Consider the following 17216-nt stretch of genomic DNA (forward strand, 5'->3'; position numbering starts at 1 on the left):
TCACAGCTCCGACAGGCTCGCGCGCAGCTCGCGGACCTGCCGCGGCTCCGCGATCCCGTCCCAGGGGGAGAGCGCCGCCAGCCCCGCGTCGCGGTGCTCGGCGGCGCTCCCGGCCCGCAGCCGGGCCAGGTGGAGGTGGGCCAGCGCCGTGCTCACCCCCGTCGGGGGCAGCCGCGGCTCGGCCTCCGCCAGCAGCGCGACGACCTCCTCGGGACGGTGATCGGGCTCCTCCAGCAGCACCCCGGCCCGCTGCACGAGGCAGCGGGCCCGCCCGATCTCGTCGGCGGTCTCCGCGTAGAGCCGCTCGGCCTCCTTCAGGTTGGACCTCGCGTCGAAACGCAGCCCCAGGTAGTGGTGCGCGAGCGCGAGCAGCTCCTGCGCGTGCGCCGCCGCGCCGTCGTCGCGGGCCCGCGTGGCCAGGTCGAGCGACTCGAACAGCACGGCGCGGGCGTCGGCGTACAGGCGGCGCGCCTCGGGGTCGCGCCCGTCGCCGTCGAGCGTCTGGCCCTTGCGCAGGAGCAGCGCGGCCACGTTGATCAGCCGGAGCGAGTGCCCGGCCAGGTCGCCGCCGGACAGCGCCTGGCCGTACCGTACGAGCGCCGACTCGACGGCGGTGAACTCGTCGCCGGCGGCCAGGAGGATGGCCGCGTGCTCCAGGTGCAGCTCGGCGGGCCACGACTCCACCCTGACCCGCAGCCTGGCCGCCCGGTTGAAGTGCTGGCGGGCAGTGGTCGGGTCACCCCAGGTGAGCAGGATGGCGCACTGGCGCAGCTCGGCCGTGGCCTGCACGTGCTCGTCGCGCAGCGCCTTGGCCGCCTCGGCCAGCGCCTCCGCGGCCCGCAGCCGGTCCTCGTGCCGCTGTTCGAGCCGGAACCAGGTCTCCAGCCCGTCCGCGATGCGCGCCAGTGCCCGGGCCGTCTTGGGCGCGGGGCTCCCGTGCGCCAGCACCTCCAGCAGCACCCTGTCCTCGATCGCGAACCAGGCGCGGGCCTCCTCGCCGGGTAACAGGGCGGCGAACGAGTCGGCCTCGTCGGCGAAGTGCTCGACCAGCCGGCGCCAGGCCGCGGCGTCCTTCGGCGAGGGAGGAGGCCCGGGCGTGCCGCTGGGGAACGCGCCGGTCACCCTGACGCGCGTCATCCGTACGTTCTCCACCAGGCCCAGGTCGGCCAGCTCCCCGATCGCGTCGGCGGCGGAGGGCACGCCGAGCAGCGCGGCGGCCGCCCGGTGGTCCACCTCGGCGATCGGCAGGCCCGCCAGCAGGACGAACAGCTGCTTGGCCGTCGGCCTGAGCTGCCTGATGCTGAGGTTGAGCACGAAGTCGAGGGTCTTGACGACGGACAGGTTTCGCAGGTCGTCGACCAGGGACTGGAGCGCGACGCCGGGGTTGCGGGCCAGCCAGCGGCCGATCCTGACGATCTCCAGCGGGCTGCCCAGGCAGGCGTCCACCAGCAGCCCGAGCGCCTTCGGGTCGCGGTTGACGCGCTCGTCGCCGATGTGGCGGGCCAGCAGCGCCTGCCCGGCCCCGGGCGCGAGCGGGCCGAGCTGGATCGGCTCGATGTGCTGCGGCAGCTCGTCGGTGAACGTGCCCGCCACCACGATGTGCGCGCCCGGCACCCGGGGCGGGAGCCAGGCGATCTGGCTCCAGGTGCTGACGTTGTCCAGCAGGAGCACCCGGTCCGTGCCGGTGAGCGCGTCGATCACCTGCGCGGTGGCGTCCTCCGGCTCCTGGATCGCGCCGGGCGGCCGGTCGAGGGTGCGCAGGACCCGCTGGGCCACGCTCAGCGGCGTCTCCGCGTGGTCCCGGTCGGGGCCGCGCAGGTCGGCGTAGCGCTGCTTGCGGGCGTCCGCGGTCAGGTCCCACGTGGCCAGGGTCGCCACCGAGGACGTGCCCATGCCCATCGCGCCCTGCACGACGACGATCCCGCGCTCCTTCGCGCGCTCCTTGACCTGCTGGACCTCGGCGTCCCTGCCGACGAGCCCGTCGATCCTGTCGGGGAAGGGCAGGCGTTGGAAGATCGTCGGGGGTGGGGCCTTGCGGCGGCTGCGTACGAAATGGGTGAGCCAGCCGGCCACGACCGGGAGGGATACGATCAGGATGACGAGCAGCCAGACGGGCAGCCACTCCGTCACCCGCTCGATCAGCTTCTCCTGCAGCAGCAGGACCGTGCCGCCCGCGGTCAGCAGCCCGCCGAGCCCCAGCTCGGGCAGGTGCGCCCCGGCCTGCCGGGAGAGCTGGGACAGGCGGAAGCGCAGCCGGTCCTTTCGCGAGATATCCGTCATCGGCGCACTCCTCGCGTCAGCCCCCGGTACAGCCAGCGCCCGGTGACGACCACCAGCAGCACGGGCACCGCGGTCGCGATCACCGACTGCGCCGCCAGCGGCCCGGCGGCGCTCATGAAGTGGCGGGCCTGCTCCAGCAGGATCAGCGGCAGGTGGTCGCCCGACGGCCAGTTGAGCAGCAGCCCGACGACCGTGTCGTTCCACACCAGGACGAAGGCCAGGACCGCGGCCAGCACCAGGGCCGGGCGCGCCTCGCGTACGACGTGGAACAGCTCCCAGCGGTCCCGCGCCAGCATGGGAGCCGGCACGCGGACGAACGCGTTGTACAGCACCAGCACCGCCAGCGGGATCACCAGGGCCGCGTGCACGATGGCCAGCGCCGGAGCGGTGCCGACGACCGGGCTGAGCCAGCGCTGCAGCGGCACCGCGAACGCCTGCGGCGGCAGCACGGCCAGGGCCACCGCGACCAGCAGCACCGGCCGCCAGGCCCGGCGCGGCAGCAGGTGCTCGTGCGCCAGCACGTACGCGGCCGGCACGGCGGCCAGCAGCACCAGGCACACCACCACGACGGCCCGCAGGCACGTGGTGCCGAGCGCGCCCGCGAACCCGCCGTCGGCCAGCGCCTCCGTGTACGAGCCCAGCGTCCAGGGACCGCCACCCCACCACCCGGACAGCGCCGCGGCGACCGGGTCACGCAGCGAGGTCAGCACGAGCACCAGGAACGGCAGCACCCAGAGCACCGACACTGCCGCGCACAGCAGCCAGATCCGCCAGCCCTTCCTGGGCGGCGGCGGGACCACCGGCTCGGCCCAGGTCACCCGCCCGCGCAGCCCGAACAGGGCGGGCACCGCCATCACGGCCACGAGGACCGACAGCCCCACGGAGAGCGCGGAGGCCCGCGTGTCGCCCAGGTCGCCGTGGTGCCGCCACCAGAACAGCCCGCCGCCCTCGATCTCGGCCTGCATCGAGCCGGGCGCGCCCATCAGCACGACGTCGAACACGCGGGCCGCCGCCGCCAGCGCGAACAGGTACGCCAGCGCGGCCGGCCCGGCGAGCGCCGGGACCACGACGGACCAGAGCCTGCGCCGCCGCCCGACGCCGAACGCCCTGGCCATCCGCAGCAGGTTGGTGGGCAGCCGGGCCAGCGCCTCGTGGAAGACCAGGAACGCGACCCCGGCCCACTGCCAGACCAGCGCCAGCCCGAACACCAGCCAGATCCACACGGGGCCGAGGAAGGCCACCTCCGTGCCGAACAGGGCGTTGACCAGGCCGCGGCGCGGGTTGGTGTCGAACATCAGCCGGAAGATCGCGCCCGTGGTGAGCGGGGACACCGCGGCCGGCAGCACCAGCAGGAAGCGCAGCACGCCGCCGAGCACCGGGCCCGCGTTCCTGGCCAGCCAGGCCAGGCCGAGCCCCACGGCGCACACGACCACGGCCAGCACCAGCCACATGAACGAGTTGCCGAGCGACTGGAGCACCCGGCCGTCGAGCAGCACGTCGTACGCGCCTGGCCCGGCAGAGAGGCTGAGCACGACCGTCGCGCAGAGCGGCACCAGGATGACACCCGCCGACAGCAGGACCGCCAGGAGGAGGTAGAGCGAGGCGCGCAGGCGGCCGATCCCGTGCCCGACCAGCGGGATCCTGGCGTCGTGGTGCGAGGCGGCCTCGAACAGGAAGGCGTTCCGCCGGCTCACAGGGCCCCCTCCTTGCTGCCTGCGACCAGCTTGTCGCGGGCCGCGGCCGCGGCAGTGGCGGGATCGACCGCGTTGACGGCGACGTCGGTGAACAGCCCGGTGAGCACCCGCCACAGCCCTCGCCCGTCGCCGCCCTCCAGGCCGCCGATGAGCCGGTCGGACAGGTCGTAGTGGGCGTTCACGGCGGCGTTCAGCTCCTGGGCCGGGCCGCGCAGCAACTGGTGGGAGGGCGGCGTGAACGGCGTCAGGAAGCCGCCGTCGGCGATCCAGCCGGTCAGCGCGTCGCGCTCGCCGCTCGCCCGCGGCCTGGTCAGCCAGTTGACGAAGTCGATCGCGTGCGCCGGCCCGGCCCGCATCGCCACCGCCACGTCGCCGCCGACGACCAGCGGGGGCAGGTTGCTGCCGTAGGCGGGGAAGCGGAAGTGCGCCGCGACGCCCTTGCCGCCGTAGTGCTCGATGACCGGCAGGGCGAAGTCCGGCGCGGCCACCACGCCGGCTGTGCGGTAGGCGAAGACGTCGAAGATCGAGTCGTGGAACTGCATGGTGAGCGCCCGCCGGGCCTGCTCGGGGGTGAACGCGCCGCGCCAGATCGTGCCGAGCAGCTCCAGCGCGTCCGCGACCTGCGGCACGCTCCACCAGTCGGGATTGCCCGGCAGGCCGGGCGGGAAGAGGCCGCCGTAGACCTCTGGGGCGAAGGCGAGCAGCACGTTCTCGAACCAGTCGCTGAGCACCCACCCGTCGGCCGCCCCGATCGCCAGGCTGCCCGGGGTGGGCTGCCAGGAGGTGAGGTCGGCGGGCGGCGTGTACTCCCCGGCGCGGTGCCAGACGAGCGACTTGTGCGCGAGCTTGAACCAGGCGCCCAGCTCCTCGTGGCTCCCGGGCGGCGTCACGAGCCCGCGCCAGAACTCCTGCTGCCGGTGGTCTCCCGTCCACGGCCGGATGCGCGGCCGGATCATCGGATCGAAGAGCAGGCCCAGCCTCGGGATCACGGCCACGTCGGGGACGACCTCCTCCGCGGGGCCGCGCAGCACGGCGGCGATGTTGTCGCCCGCCGAGAAGACGTGGACCGGACGCCCGTACTCCTTGACCACGCCGAGGAAGCGCCGCAGCTCGTCGCCGCTCCACACCACCGCCACCTGCAGCGGCCGCTCGCGGGCGCAGCCGGCCAGGGCCGCCGCCGGCAACGCGGCCAGCAACGCTCTACGGGTCAGGGGCATCGGCGATCTCCCAGAAGCGCGAGGGGGAGGCGAGGCTGGCCACCCTGGTCCGGTCGTCGGTGACGACCAGCACGGCCAGGCTCGGGTCGGTGCCCAGCGCCGCGCTCACGGCCGCGTGGCAGGGCCCGCAGCCCGTACGGTCCTCGACCACCATCACCTTGACCGCCGTCCGCCGGCACAGGGCCCGCGCCAGCGCCACGTGCAGCCGCTCGTCGTGGGCCAGCTCGTGCGGCCGCGACCGCAGGAAGCCCTGGATGTCGGTCTTCTTGGCCATGTACGCGACCATGCCGCGGATGGGCGGGGACGCCTGGTCGTCGCGGGCGGTCAGCGCGAGGTTCTGCTCGACGGTCAGGTGCGGCAGCAGGCCCGCCCCGGCCGGGACCAGCCCGATCTCGCGCTCGGCGGGCAGCCGCATGGTGATCTCCTGGCCGTGGATGCGGATCTGGCCGTCGTCGGGCATCTCCAGGCCGATGAGGACGTCGGTGAACGCGTCGGCCTCGGCACAGTCGGCGGCCACCACCACGGCGGTGCGGCCGGGGCCGACGGTCAGGGGATCGGGTGCGAGGGCGCGGCGCGTGCCGTGCGCCTGCCAGGCGAGGCCGGACAGCTCAAGAACCGGCGCGACCTCGACCACCATTCGACGTTTTCACAAACAGTGGATCACGGCAACGTAATTGACCGCTTCCGCAACGTGTCGATCCGGCGCTACCCGCTCACCCAGAGGCAGAACGGGTGCCCTGCCGGGTCGAAATGCACGCGTACGTCGTCCTGTGGCTGGAAATCGGCCACGGTCGCGCCCAGCTCGACGGCGCGGGCGCTGCTCGCCTCGAGATCGTCGACCTCGATGTCCAGGTGCATCATCATCTGCTGCCCGCCCGGCGGCGCGGGCCAGGCCGGGCGGACGAAGCCGGGGTCGCTCTGGAAGGCCAGCCCGGGGCCGCCTTCCGGCGCGGCGAGCAGCACCCAGTCGGGCTCCTCGTCCTTGACCCGCCAGTCGAGCAGCTCGCGGTAGAAGGCGGCCAGCGCCGGCCCGTCGAGCGCTTCCAGACAGACGGTCGACCACCTGAACCTCATGCGGGACTCCTGAAATGGGTCGTGAACCAGTTTCTGGCGTGCTCGGCCACGGTCTCCAGCGCGCCGGGCTCCTCGAACAGGTGGGTGGCCCCGGGCACGACGGTGATGCGGCTCTCGGCGCTCATACGCTGCTGGGCCTCCTCGTTCAGCTTCACCACGATCGGATCCCGGCCGCCCACGATGAGCAGCGTGGGCGCGCGTACCGCCGCGAGCCGAGGCCCCGCCAGGTCGGGCCGCCCGCCGCGCGAGACGATCGCGGAGACCGCGTTGCCCGGCTCGGCCGCCGCCCACAGCGCCGCCGCCGCGCCGGTGCTGGCCCCGAAGTAGCCGATGGGCAGCCCCGCCGCCTCCTCCTGCTCGCGCAGCCGGCGCGTACGTTCCAGCAGCCGCTCGGCCAGGAGCGCGATGTCGAAGACGTTCGCCCTGTCGGCCTCCTCCTGGGGCGTGAGCAGGTCGAACAGCAGGGTGCCCAGGCCCGCCTTGTTGAGCGCCCCGGCCACGTAGCGGTTGCGCGGGCTGAGCCGGCTGCTGCCGCTGCCGTGCGCGAACACCACCACTCCATGAGCGGCGTCGGGAACGACCAGATCGCCGGACACGTGCCCCACCTCCCTCCCCGTCCACCTGCCACTGCCCGTACAAGCCCTGGTCTATCCGCGCCGGTATGGCGTGATCAGGCATACTGCACGGATGTCCGATTTCGCCGACTTCCGGATCGAGGGGCGGGCGGCTCTGCTGGCGGGCCGGGCGACCCACGACAGTCCCATGGTGGAGGGCGCGAGGCGGTGGGGAGCGGCGGCCGTGCTCCGCCCCTCGGGCAAGGTGCTGGACCGGCTGGCGGCGCTGGCCGGGACCATCGAGGCGCCGGGGCACTGGGTGCACGGCAGGCGGACCCTGCACGTCACGCTCAGGTCCCTGGAGCCCTACCGCGACCGGATCCCGGCCGGCGACCCGCTCCGCGCGGTCTACCGGGACGCGCTGGCCGAGGCGGCGAAGGGGGTCCCGGCCGCGCGGGTGCGGCTGGCGGGCGTGAGCCCGCATCCCGGCGGCGTCCTGGTCTGCGGCCATCCCGAGGACGACACGCTGGTCAGGCTGTGGGAGCGGTTCGCGGCCGCGATGGCCTCGCGCGGGGTGCGGGACCTGGAGCACGGACGCGTACGCGACCGCTGGTACGTCAGCCTCGTCCACTTCGCCGGCCCGCTCGCCAGCCCCCGCCCGATCGTCGACTGGTGCGACGCCCACGCCGACGTCGACCTCGGCCTGGCCGAGCTGGACACGGCGGAGATCGTGCAGTTCGTGCTCGCGGACACGAGCATCCACGTCAAGGCGCTGGAGGAGGCCCGGCTGGGCCGGGCGTGACGGCGGGGCGCCACCCGGCCCCATTCCGAGGGTGGCGCCCCGCCGTCGTCCAGGTCAGCCCAGCACCACCGCGGTGACGAACTGCAGCAGGTGCCAGGCCACGTAGGCGCTCAACGAGCAGAAGGCCCACTCCTTGCCCCGGCTGATCCTGGAGATCCACCGGAGCTCCTCCGCGGGCTCCCTGCGCGCCTTGAGGGTCCTGGTGACGAAGTACGCCGACATCAGCCAGGCCGCCCCCGACCCGCCGAGCAGCCCCAAAGAGAGGGCCAGCAGGATCGGGGAGCCGCCCAGGAGGTCCGACGGCGGGAGCTGGCGGACCCAGGCGGCCGGCACGCCGGTGAGCAGGACAACAGTGATCCGCCGGTCCTTGCGCGCCTGGCGTTTGAGCCACTGAAGGTCTCGACGCAGATGGTTCTTGAGCATCCGGATCACCCCCGTTGGAGTAGCTGGTAGCACCAGCTAACGGAAATTTCCGGAGAAGATCTGCGACCTCACATCCGAGATTTCACGACTTTTAGCGATATTTCAGGACGTGGGGTTGGCCCCCAGCTCGCGGAGATCCTCCGACACCCGCCGTACCTCGAAGACGTCCCCGACCTCCTCCAGCAGCCGCAGCGCCTCCCGCAGATAGCCGCCGGCCGGGCCCCGGTTCCCCAGCCTGGCCGAGATCAGCCCCAGCGCCCGCAGCGCGCACCCCAGGTCCCGCCTGGTCCCGCACTCGAGATGGACGTCCCTGGCCTGGCGCGCGTGGACCAGCGCCTCCCCGGCCAGACCGAGGTCCAGCAGCACCATCGCCAGCGTCGTGAGCGCCGCCGCCCACCGGTCCTTCGTGCCGGTCTCGTTCTGCAGCTCGACCGTCTCCCACGCGAGCTTCAGCGCCTCCTGCGGCTCGCCCGCCGTGTGCAGCGCCTGCGCCATCGACAGCAACGCGCTGGCCCGGTTGTCCCGCAGCTCCTCCCTGATCGCCAGCGACGACTTGGCCGCCCGCAGCGCGGGCTGGTGCTGCCCCAGCGACAGGTACGTGTTCGCCAGCGTCTCCTGCACGTCCGCCTCGGCCCGCCGGTTGCCCATGCCCTGCACGATGTCCAGGGCTTCGAGCGCGTACACGAACGCCACGTGCGGCAGCCCCTGCCGCCGCCGCACCCTGGCGAGCCGGTTGAGCATGCGGGCCTCCACCGGCTCGTCGCGGATCACCCGGCTGATCGTCAGCGCCTGGTTGAGGTAGTCGTCGGCCCGCAGGTAGTCGGACAGCCGCCAGTGCACCAGCCCGATGTCGCCGAGCGTCTCCGCCTTGCCCTGCTCGTGGTGGAGCTCCACCTGCACGGCCAGCGCCTGCTCGTAGTAGGCCAGGGCCTCGTCGTACCGGGAGCCGTTGCGCGCGATCCGGCCGAGCGCGCACAGGGCGCGCCCGCAGCCGTGCTGGTCGCCCGTCGCCGTGTACCCGGCCAGGGCCCGCTCGGCGTCCCGCTGCGCGTCGTGCGGCAGCCGCAGCAGGTCGTAGATCTCGGCCAGGCAGAGCAGCGTCTCGGCCTCGGCGTGCTCGTCGCCCAGCTCGTGGCAGATTGACAGCGCCTCCAGGCCCTCGGACAGCGCCGCGTTAGGCTCGCCCAGGTCCCGCTGCACCGTGGCCAGGATGATCAGGCTCTGCGCCGTGCCCCTGCGGTCGCCGAGCTCCTCGCGTACCTCCAGGGCCTGGCCCGCGTGCTGCAACGCCAGTTCGTAGCGCTCCTGGGACAGGTGCAGCCGCGAGAGCGTGTGCAGGCAGCTCGCCACCCCGGCCAGGTCGCCGATCTCGCGGTAGAGGTCGAGCGCCTCGCCCGCGCACCGCAGGGCCTCCTCGTTGTGGCCCGCGATGCCGTGCACCTCGGCCAGGTCGTTGAGCGCGCGGGCCCGCCCCTCGGCGTCGCCGAGCGAGGCGAACTCCTCCAGCGCCTCCCCGATGAACCTGGCCGCGAGCGTCGAGGGCCCGATGTCCCGGTGGATCGAGCCCAGGTTGCTGCGCATGCGCGCGATCGCCCGCCGGTTGCTCACCTGCATCGCCGAGGTCAGCCCGGCCTGCTGGATCTCCAGGTTGATCTCGTTGTACCGCAGCTTCCTGAACGGCTCGAACACGGCCTCGGCCAGCCGCCACGCCATCCCCTGGGCGCCGCTCTCCTCGGCCAGCCGCACGGCCGAGACCAGCGAGCGCCGCTCGGCCTCGAACCACTCGGGCGCCGTCGCGGGGTCGGTCGCCACCGCCAGGTAGTGGTCGAGCAGCCGCGCCCTGGCCTCCCGCACGCCTGCCTCGGCATGCCGGCCCAGCTCCCTGGCCAGCCGCTTGACCAGGTCGTGCACCCGGTAGCGCGGCCCGGCCAGCGGCTCGACGAGATACGCCCGGTGCAGCCCCTCCACCGCCACCACGGCCTCGCTGACCGGGGCGCCGAGCGCCGCGGCCAGCACCTCGGGCGTGAAGTCCCGGCCCGGCAGCAGCCCCACGTGCCGGAACGCGCGCCGCTGCCCCGGGCTCAGCGACTCGTACGCCAGGTCGAGCGCCGACCTGAACGCCTCCTCCGGATCGCCCACCAGGAGCGTGCCCGGCCTGCGCAGCTCCTGAACCCGCTCCTGCACGCTCAGCCCGGGGCTCTCGGCCAGCTTGGCCGCCGAGATCCGCAGCGCGAACGGGTGGTACGAGCACACCCTGGCCAGCTCGGCCAGCGCGTCCCGGTCGGCGGCCCGCGGGGAGTGCTCCCCGAGCACGGCCACCAGCAGCGCCACCGCGTTGCCGGGGTCGAGCACCGGCAGGTCCATGAGGTCGGCGTGCCCGGTGGCCCGCAGCGGCGCCATCCGCGTGCGGCTGGTCACCAGCACCACGCAGTCCTTGCCGCCCGGCAGCAGCGCCCGCACCTGCGCCGGGTCGGCGGCGTTGTCGAGGATGAGCAGCAGCCTGCGCCCGGCGATCCTGCTGCGGTAGAGCAGCGTCAGCTCGGCCTCGTCGTCGGCGGGCATGTGCTCGCCGACCCCGAGCGAGCGCAGGATCTGCCCGAGCGCCTCGGCCGGGGTCATCGGCGGCTGGCTCGGCGACTGCCCGCGCAGGTCGATCACGATCTGGCCGTCGGGGAACCGGCCGGCGTGCAGGTGCCCCCAGTGCGTCACCAGCGCGGTCTTGCCCACGCCCGGCAGTCCCTGCACGATCATGGTGTTCGTCCGCCTGGGCCGCTCCAGCCAGGCGGTGAGCAGGTCCAGGCTCTGCTGGCGCCCGGTGAAGTCGGACACGTCGGCGGGGAGCTGGCGCGGCTTCGGCACCTCGCCGAGGGGCAGCGGCTCCGCGAGCGCCCCCGGCCTGGTCAGGAACGGCGTCACCCGTCCCTGCCACGGCTCCGACAGGTGCTCCCAGCCGCCCGCCACATCGCGCAGCGCGGACGGGTCCGCGATGCGCAGCCGCCGGTAGCCGGGCCGTACCAGCCAGCCCCGCTGGACCCACTGCGTGAGCTGGCGCTGCACCACGTCGGGGGAGCTGCCCACGAGGTCGGCCAGCGTCTCCATGGACAGCGGCGGCGCGGACTCCGAGGCCAGCGCGTAACGCTCGTCCAGGTGCAGCAGCCACACGGCCAGCCGGGCGGCGACGGGGGCGCGGGCCAGCGACTCGTGCCTGCGGGCGGCCACGTTCCTGGCGAACAGCTCCTGCACCAGCGCCGTGGCCACGGCCGGGCCGGCGGCGGCGTGCTCGCGCAGCCGGCGCATGTCGATGGGCCAGGCCCGCACCTCGGTCAGCGCGTCCACCTTGGCGCGCTCGGCCGGGTTCCAGAAGGCGAGCTCGCCGACGAGGTCGCCCGCGCCGCGCAGGTCGTGGATGGCCTCGCGCTCGCCCGCGGGGGTGTATTCGCGGGCGTAGCCGTGGTCGATGAGGTAAATCCGGTGGGCGGGCCGCAACGGCGAGCAAATGGTCTCGTTACGCCGGAAGACGCGGGGCCTGGCGCCCTCGTCCACCAACGACCGGAACAGACCCACCCGACACCACCAATCTGGGGACGGCGGTGTCCTCGTATGACAGACGCGAAACAACCTCAACGACAATGTGTCATATCGGCGGGTGCCTCTGTCAACGATCAGACGGCGGCGGTGTCCTGCCGGTCGGGGACGAAGCGGTAGCCGACGTTGCGGACCGTTCCGATGAGGGATTCGTACTCGGTGCCGAGCTTGGCGCGCAGCCGCCGCACGTGGACGTCGACCGTCCTGGTGCCGCCGAAGTAGTCGTAACCCCAGACCTCCTGCAGCAGCTGGGCGCGGGTGAAGACCCGGCCCGGGTGCTGGGCGAGGTATTTCAGCAGCTCGAACTCCTTGAACGTGAGGTCGAGCACCCGGCCGCGCAGCCGCGCGGTGTAGGTGGCCTCGTCGATCGACAGGTCGCCGCTGCGGATCTCGTCGGGGACCTCCTCCGTCGCGGCCTGCGAGATGCGGCCTGTGGCCATGCGCAGGCGCGCCTCCACCTCTGCCGGGCCCGCGCTGTCGAGCAGCACGTCGTCCACACCCCACTCGGCCGTCATCGCGGCCAGCCCGCCTTCGGTGACGATCACCAGCAGCGGGCAGTCGATGCCGGTCGTGCGGATCAACCGGCACAGGCTCTTGGCCTGCACGAGTTCCTTCCGCGCGTCGACGAGGACCGCGTCGGCGGGAGGCGTGTCGATCAGTGCGGACGCCTCCGCGGGTGAGACCCGGACCGAGTGGAGCAGCAGGCCCAGCGCCGGGAGCACCTCGGCGGACGGCTCGAGGGCGTTGGTCAGCAGGAGCAGGTTGCTCATTACGGCCTCCTCAAACACGCAAGGACCCGGGGGCTTCATCGCCCAGGTCCCGTAGGTGAGGATATCCCACGAGTAAGTCGCGTCCATTGCGCGTCCAACAGGTGAACAGCGCGTCTCTCGAAACAACCTTGTTAAGGGCGACGCACAATAGACCGGAAAGGGATTGTGAGGTGCCCATGGCCACGGGAAAGGTACGTTATTGGGCTGCGGCGAAGGAGGCGGCCGGAGTGGCGGAAGAGTCGTTCGACGCGGTCACTCTTGGTGAACTCATGACGAAAATCACACAGAACCATGGAGATCTGGCACGCGTGGTGAGGCGTTGCTCGTTCCTCGTGGACGGCTCTCCGGTCGGCAAACGCCCTCATGACGAGGTCGTTCTCGCCGACGGGGCGACCGTGGAGGTGCTGCCGCCGTTCGCCGGCGGGTGATGGGGCCTTCCATGGGGGAATGAGTGAGGCCAGTCGATAGGCTCTTGACCCCCGCCACAGACAGGGAGCCCCATGCGGAAGCTGATCATTTTCCTGATCGTGCTGGTCATTCTCCTTGTCGCCGTCGACCGGGTCGCCGTGGCGGGCGTGGAGCGCGATCTCTCCAACCGGATCGCCGCCGCGACCGACCTGTCCGACAAGCCGACCGTGACAATTGAGGGCATCCCTTTTCTCACGCAGGCCGTCTCGGGGCGCTATCCGGAGGTACGGTTCAATCTCGGCACGTTCACCTACGGTGGCGTGCCGATCAAGAACCTCCGGGGCGCCGCCTACGACGTGACGGCTCCCCTGGCGGACGTCCTGCAGAACAGAGCCAACATCCAGGCCGGGCGCGTGGCCATCGCCGGCACCCTGACCAGGGCGACGATCGACAAGTACGCCCCCAGAGGCGTCAAGATCGGCGGCAACGGTGAGCGGCTCACGGCGTCGGGCGAGGTGACGGTCGGGGTGAACAAGGTGAAGTTCAACGCCGAGATGCGGGTCGAGCTGGTCGACGGCGGCATCAAGATCCAGGCCGAGAAGATCGAGGGCGTGCCCGACCAGCTCGCGTCGCTCGTCTCCTACACCATCAAGTTCAAGGGGAAGCTGCCCTTCGACGTGAAGGTGACCGGGGTCAAGAGCGTGGCCGAAGGATTGGAGATCTCGGCCGAAGCGTCTGACGTGCCGATCCGTGGATGAGGCTGAACCGGTCCGGCCCGACGTACGTGATGAGGTACGTGAGAGAGCGCAGCGAGCGAGCCAATCGGCACAGCAGCGCAGCGCTCACGGGCCCGACGAAGGCGGGCCTGTGAGCGCAGCCGGCACCACCGCGGATGAGGAACTCGTGAGAACCCTCTTCGACGAGCATGCCGGGCCACTCTACGGCTACGTCCTGCGGCTGACCGGTGATTCCGGGCGGGCGGAGGATGTCGTGCAGGAGACCCTGTTGCGGGCCTGGCGACATCCCGACGCCCTCTCGGGCCGGCCGGTGCGCGCGTGGCTGTTCACGGTGGCCCGGAACCTTGTTGTCGACCAGCATCGGGCCAAGAAGGCCAGACCGCAGGAGACCGGGGACGAGGCGCTGGCCGTCATGCCGGCGGACGACGACCTGGAGCGCGCCGTCGAGTCGTGGGCGGTGGCCGAGGCGCTGGCCGTGCTCAGGCAGGAGCACCGTGAGGTGCTGCTGGAGGTCTACTATCGGGGGCGATCGGTGAAGGAGGCGTCGGCGACGCTGGGCATACCGCCGGGCACGGTCAAATCCCGCACCTACTACGCGTTGCGGGCGCTCAAACTGGCCCTCGAGGAGCGGGGGTTGGCGCCATGATGACGTGCGAGGAGGTAAGGCTCGCCCTGGGCGCGCACGCGCTGGGCGCGCTCGACCCCGACGAGGCGCTGGAGATCGACAACCACCTGGCGACCTGCGAGGAGTGCGGCCGCGAGCTGCTCGACCTCGAAGGCGTGGCCTCGTTTCTTGGCAAGGTGTCCGAACGAGACGTGGAGCTGGTGGCAAGCCCGCCGCGGCAGGTGCTCGACCGGCTGCTGAACGCCAGCGCGAAGCGCAACAGGCGCGGCCGGCTGCTGCTGGTGGCGGCCGCCTCCGTCGCGTTGCTGGGGGTCGGCGGCACGATCGTGTCGGTCGTGAACAGCGGCACCCGGCAGCAGGTGGCCTCCGGGGTGGCGGCTCCCATGTCCACCGAGGAGTCGCAGACGATGCGGGACTCGTCCTCGGAGTCCGACCAGGCGCCGCTGAGCCGGCTGGCCGAGCCGACGCCGCAGGCCAAACGGCCCAGCAAGGCGGCGCCGTCCGCGTCGCCGTTCAAGATGGCCGAGGGCCTGAAGTTCTCCGGCGTGAACAGGGCCGAGAAGTACTCCGCCACCGTGTCGGTCTGGCCCGGCGGCAGCGGCACGGAGCTGGACGTGAGCGTGCGGGGCGTGCCCGTCGACACGACCTGCAGCCTCCTCGTCGTGGCCGGCGGGCGGCACGAGCTGACGGAGAGCTGGACGATCAGCCGCGAGGCGTACCAGGACAAGGCCGTCTTCAAGCGGTCGACGACGCTGCCCATGTCCGAGATCACCGCGTTCTACGTGGTCGACCAGAAGGAGAAGGTGCTGATCAGGATCCCGGTGCGGAAGTAAACGCGGGTGCGCGTGGTTGCATCGGGAGATGACTGGTTGGTGGGTGGCGCTGGCGACTCTGGCGCTCGGCTGTGTGATCGGGGTGGTTCGCCTGCGCCGCGACGGACGGGTGCGTGACACGGGTGGCGACCGGCTGTCCGAGGCCGACCTCGGCGCCGGTCTGGGCGAGCGGGCGACGCTGGTGCAGTTCTCCACCGCGTTCTGCCAGCCGTGCCGGGCGACCAGACGGATCCTGGCCGACGTCAGCGGGATCGTGCCGGGGGTGACCCATGTCGAGATCGACGCCGAGTCCCGGCTCGACCTCGTACGGCGGCTGGACATCATGCGCACCCCGACGGTCCTGGTGCTCGACACCAGCGGAAAGATCGTGAAAAGGGCCGCCGGCCAGCCCCGCAAGGCGGACGTCCTGGCGGCCCTCGCCGCGGCCGTGTCGCCGCCGTCGTCTCACGAATCGTCTCACCAACCGGACGAGATGTGACAGATGACGAGACGCCGAGTAGTGTCTTCGGCATGTACCCAACGACAGAGCTGCTGACGAAGCGGCGCGCGGTTGATTTCTGCCGCGTGACCACCGCGCTCTGTCGCGCTGCCTGAGGACGATCCCGCGGACATCCGGTCCGCCCCGTCGACCCTTCAGGAGCATCCCGCGATGCGTGCCGATCCTAGAGCGCTGCGCTTCGGCGCGGCCATCACCACCCTGGTCCTCGCCCTCGTCCTGGTGACGGGGAGTGCCTGGCTTCTCGCCGTCCAGGCGATGGTCTTCGCACTCGGAGTCGTGGCGCGCTCGCCGTACACGATGCTCTTCAAGGCGCTCGTCAAGAGCGCCCCGAAGGAGACCGAAGACGCCCGCCCGCCGCGGTTCGCGCAGGCGGTGGGGCTGGTCTTCGCGATCGCGGGCCTGGTCGGATATCTCACCGGGATCACGCCGCTGGCCCTCGCGGCCACGGCGGCGGCTCTCCTCGCCGCCTTCCTCAACGCAGCCTTCGGATTCTGCCTTGGCTGCGAAATGTACCTGCTCCTTCGCCGTCTACTGCCCGCCGCCAAAATGGAGGTTTCCAAATGAGCCGCTCCGCCGCCCTGGTGGACGCCGACTGGGTCGAGGCCAACCTCGACACCCCCGGAGTCGTCCTCGTCGAGGTCGACGAAGACGTCAGCGCCTACGACAAGGGCCACATCCGTGGCGCCGTGAAGGTCGACTGGCGGCAGGACCTGCAGGACCCGGTGCGCCGCGACTTCGTGGACAAGACCGGTTTCGAGGCCCTGCTGTCCGACCGCGGCATCTCCAACGATGACACCGTCGTGCTCTACGGCGGCAACAACAACTGGTTCGCCGCCTACGCGTACTGGTACTTCAAGCTCTACGGCCACTCCAACGTGAAGCTGCTCGACGGCGGGCGCAAGAAGTGGGAGCTCGACTCCCGCGAGCTGGTTCGGGACGTGCCGGAGCGGGCCAAGACGCAGTACGTGGCGCAGGAGCAGGACACCAAGATCCGCGCCTTCCGCGACGACGTGGTCGGCGCCATCAGCAAGCTCAACCTGGTCGACGTGCGCTCGCCCGACGAGTTCACCGGCAAGCTGCTCGCTCCCGCGCACCTCCCGCAGGAGCAGGCGCAGCGCGCCGGTCACGTGCCCACCGCCCGTAACATCCCGTGGTCCAAGGCCGCCAACGACGACGGCACGTTCAAGTCCGACGACGACCTGCGCACGCTCTACGGCGAGGCCGGGGTCGACTTCGGCAAGGACACCATCGCCTACTGCCGCATCGGCGAGCGTTCGGCGCACACCTGGTTCGTGCTGCACGAGCTGCTCGAGCAGGACAACGTGAAGAACTACGACGGTTCGTGGACCGAGTACGGCTCGCTCGTGGGCGTGCCGATCGAGCTGGGGGAGGCCCGCTGATGACTGCTGCACAGGGTTGCGGAGCGCCGGAGCAGACGATCACTCTGCCCGCCGGGATCGACCTGTCCACCCAGGCCGTGATCCAGGGCGTGGTGACCGGCGCCGGCACGGCGTACGCGCGTCTGCTCGACCACTCCGGCGAGTTCACCGGCGAAGTCGTGGTGTCCGACGAGGGCGTCTTCCGCTTCTTCGCCGCCCCCGGCGACTGGACCGTCCGCATCATCGCGGGCGGCGGCGTCACCAGGGACATCAAGGTCGAGGCGAAGCTGGGCGAGGTCTCCTCGCTCGCGGTCGCCGTCTGAGACTGCTGAGGTA

18 protein-coding genes are annotated in these 17216 nt (G+C 72.0%); 9 read left to right on the forward strand and 9 right to left on the reverse strand.

The annotated features are described in order from the left end of the window. The 6 genes from AB0J87_RS00620 to AB0J87_RS00645 form a co-directional block, all read right to left on the reverse strand. Positions 1-2280 (reverse strand): hypothetical protein, encoded by a 2280-nt coding sequence (locus AB0J87_RS00620; RefSeq protein ID WP_363962044.1) that lies wholly within the window; start codon positions 2278-2280, stop codon positions 1-3. Further along, a complete protein-coding gene (locus AB0J87_RS00625) occupies positions 2277-3974 on the reverse strand; it encodes an ABC transporter permease subunit (RefSeq protein ID WP_363962046.1) in 1698 nt (565 codons plus the stop codon). Before AB0J87_RS00625 ends, AB0J87_RS00620 begins: the two co-directional genes overlap by 4 nt. Further along, a complete protein-coding gene (locus AB0J87_RS00630) occupies positions 3971-5191 on the reverse strand; it encodes a hypothetical protein (protein ID WP_363962048.1) in 1221 nt (406 codons plus the stop codon). Before AB0J87_RS00630 ends, AB0J87_RS00625 begins: the two co-directional genes overlap by 4 nt. Beyond that, positions 5175-5828, reverse strand: coding sequence for an ATP-binding cassette domain-containing protein (locus AB0J87_RS00635; protein WP_350733168.1), 654 nt, complete (start codon positions 5826-5828; stop codon positions 5175-5177). Before AB0J87_RS00635 ends, AB0J87_RS00630 begins: the two co-directional genes overlap by 17 nt. A gap of 68 nt (positions 5829-5896) precedes the next feature. Next, positions 5897-6265, reverse strand: coding sequence for a VOC family protein (locus tag AB0J87_RS00640; RefSeq protein WP_363962050.1), 369 nt, complete (start codon positions 6263-6265; stop codon positions 5897-5899). Further along, positions 6262-6861: an alpha/beta family hydrolase gene (locus AB0J87_RS00645; protein ID WP_363962051.1), complete on the reverse strand. Its 600-nt coding sequence runs from the start codon at positions 6859-6861 to the stop codon at positions 6262-6264. Before AB0J87_RS00645 ends, AB0J87_RS00640 begins: the two co-directional genes overlap by 4 nt. 91 nt (positions 6862-6952) lie before the next feature. Here AB0J87_RS00645 and AB0J87_RS00650 point away from each other — a divergent pair, with 91 nt between their 5' ends. Next, the gene (locus AB0J87_RS00650; protein ID WP_363962052.1) at positions 6953-7621 is read left to right on the forward strand and encodes a hypothetical protein; all 669 of its coding nucleotides are present in this window, start codon (positions 6953-6955) and stop codon (positions 7619-7621) included. 54 nt (positions 7622-7675) lie between these two features. Here the strand turns inward: AB0J87_RS00650 and AB0J87_RS00655 are convergent, their stop codons facing one another. From AB0J87_RS00655 to AB0J87_RS00665, 3 genes are all read right to left on the reverse strand, one after another. After that, positions 7676-8044, reverse strand: a complete 369-nt coding sequence (locus tag AB0J87_RS00655; protein WP_350733174.1) for a hypothetical protein — start codon at positions 8042-8044, stop codon at positions 7676-7678. Positions 8045-8146: 102 nt separating this feature from the next. After that, positions 8147-11608: a tetratricopeptide repeat protein gene (locus tag AB0J87_RS00660; protein WP_363962053.1), complete on the reverse strand. Its 3462-nt coding sequence runs from the start codon at positions 11606-11608 to the stop codon at positions 8147-8149. Between the two features lie 98 nt (positions 11609-11706). Further along, positions 11707-12399, reverse strand: a complete 693-nt coding sequence (locus AB0J87_RS00665; protein ID WP_185070386.1) for a response regulator transcription factor — start codon at positions 12397-12399, stop codon at positions 11707-11709. Between the two features lie 176 nt (positions 12400-12575). Here AB0J87_RS00665 and AB0J87_RS00670 point away from each other — a divergent pair, with 176 nt between their 5' ends. The 8 genes from AB0J87_RS00670 to AB0J87_RS00705 all read left to right on the forward strand — a co-directional run bounded on the left by AB0J87_RS00670 (position 12576) and on the right by AB0J87_RS00705 (position 17203). Beyond that, positions 12576-12827 (forward strand): MoaD/ThiS family protein, encoded by a 252-nt coding sequence (locus tag AB0J87_RS00670; RefSeq protein ID WP_363962054.1) that lies wholly within the window; start codon positions 12576-12578, stop codon positions 12825-12827. Positions 12828-12899: 72 nt separating this feature from the next. Continuing rightward, the gene (locus tag AB0J87_RS00675) at positions 12900-13565 is read left to right on the forward strand and encodes a DUF2993 domain-containing protein (protein WP_363962055.1); all 666 of its coding nucleotides are present in this window, start codon (positions 12900-12902) and stop codon (positions 13563-13565) included. A gap of 109 nt (positions 13566-13674) precedes the next feature. After that, positions 13675-14190: a sigma-70 family RNA polymerase sigma factor gene (locus AB0J87_RS00680; RefSeq protein ID WP_363962056.1), complete on the forward strand. Its 516-nt coding sequence runs from the start codon at positions 13675-13677 to the stop codon at positions 14188-14190. Continuing rightward, a complete protein-coding gene (locus tag AB0J87_RS00685) occupies positions 14187-15002 on the forward strand; it encodes a zf-HC2 domain-containing protein (RefSeq protein WP_363962057.1) in 816 nt (271 codons plus the stop codon). Before AB0J87_RS00680 ends, AB0J87_RS00685 begins: the two co-directional genes overlap by 4 nt. Before the next feature lie 28 nt (positions 15003-15030). Then, on the forward strand, positions 15031-15480 hold the full coding sequence (locus AB0J87_RS00690; RefSeq protein WP_363962058.1) for a thioredoxin family protein: 450 nt from the start codon (positions 15031-15033) through the stop codon (positions 15478-15480). Positions 15481-15651: 171 nt separating this feature from the next. After that, a complete protein-coding gene (locus AB0J87_RS00695; RefSeq protein ID WP_363962059.1) occupies positions 15652-16065 on the forward strand; it encodes a DUF4395 domain-containing protein in 414 nt (137 codons plus the stop codon). Next, entirely contained in the window at positions 16062-16901 is an 840-nt protein-coding gene (locus AB0J87_RS00700) for a sulfurtransferase (protein ID WP_350733191.1), read from the forward strand. Before AB0J87_RS00695 ends, AB0J87_RS00700 begins: the two co-directional genes overlap by 4 nt. Further along, positions 16901-17203, forward strand: coding sequence for a DUF1416 domain-containing protein (locus AB0J87_RS00705; protein ID WP_185070393.1), 303 nt, complete (start codon positions 16901-16903; stop codon positions 17201-17203). Before AB0J87_RS00700 ends, AB0J87_RS00705 begins: the two co-directional genes overlap by 1 nt. Positions 17204-17216: the final 13 nt, after the last annotated feature.

The sequence above is a fragment of the Nonomuraea sp. NPDC049625 genome (assembly GCF_040675285.1).
Taxonomy (GTDB): Bacteria; Actinomycetota; Actinomycetes; order Streptosporangiales; family Streptosporangiaceae; genus Nonomuraea; species Nonomuraea angiospora_A.